The sequence below is a fragment of the Actinomycetospora sp. genome (assembly GCF_055612215.1).
The window spans coordinates 1-1,129 of record NZ_JBVPVA010001085.1; the positions used below are offsets into that span (position 1 = coordinate 1).

1 pseudogene is annotated in these 1,129 nt (G+C 77.7%); it reads right to left on the reverse strand.

The features are described 5' to 3' along the window. Positions 1-1,129: pseudogene (locus AC0CYZ_RS29245) on the reverse strand (glycosyl transferase); the annotation flags it as partial.

Consider the following 1,129-nt stretch of genomic DNA (forward strand, 5'->3'; position numbering starts at 1 on the left):
GAGGCGAGCTGCAGACCGGCCTGGTTCATCGCACCCGTCGTCGCGGCCGCCCACCGGGTGCCCGCCCCCTGCAGGAGCGCGACGAGCTGTGGCGAGGGCTGCTCGGTCTCCGGTCCGCCCACGCCCCGCATCCGCTCGCCCTGGCCGCCGCGGGCACCGCCGACACGGGGAGCGCCCGGGCCTCCGGGGCCGCCTGCCCCGGTGTTCGGTCCGGCGGTGACGATCGAGCCGGAGTGCGGGGTCGCGGCGGTGACCGCGGCGTAGGCGGTGGAGGCACCGACAGTGCCGACGAGCGCGAGGACCGCGACGACGACGCCGAGGGCACGCCGGGCGAGCAGCCGCGGCCGGAGCAGCCCGACGGCGCCGAGCACACCGGCCACGACGACGACCCAGCGCAGCCACGGGCCCCAGTCGGCCTGGGTGAGCACGACCGCGCTCCACGCGGCGGTGCCGACGACGGTCATCGCGAGCACGATCCGCGCGCCGAGGCGGCCCCGCTCCCGCCAGAGGATCGACGCGCCCGCGGCGGCCGTGATCGCGACGCCGGGAGCCATGGCGACCGTGTAGTAGGGGTGGATCGTCCCGCTCATCGCCGAGAACGTGACGGCGTGGACGAGCAGCCAGACCCCGCCGAGCAGCAGCAGGGCGCGGGCCCGGTCGGTGCGCGGCGCCCGGCGGGTGAACCACAGTCCGGCGACCAGCAGGACGATCCCCGCGGGCAGGAGCCAGGAGGCGTTGCCGGCGAACTCCGAGGTGAGCAGGCGCCACGGGCTCGGCGTGCCACCGAAGCCGCCACCACCGGGGCCGCCCGGACCTCCCGGGCCGCCCGGGCCGCCCGGACCGCCCGGCAGCGCGCCGAAGCCACCGGGTGCCGCGTTCGCCGCACCACCCGGGGCCCCGCCGGGCGGTGCGCCGGCGCCGCGCGGCCGACCACCACCACCGCCGTTGCCCTCGCCACCGAGGATGCGACCCAGGCCGTTGTACCCGAGGGCCAGTTCGAGGAGGGAGTTGTCGGTCGACCCACCGATGTAGGGCCGCGACGACGCCGGCCACAGCTGGACGAGCAGCACGTACCAGCCGGCCGAGACCAGGATTGCGGCCCCGGCCGCCACGAGGTCACCGATCCGGC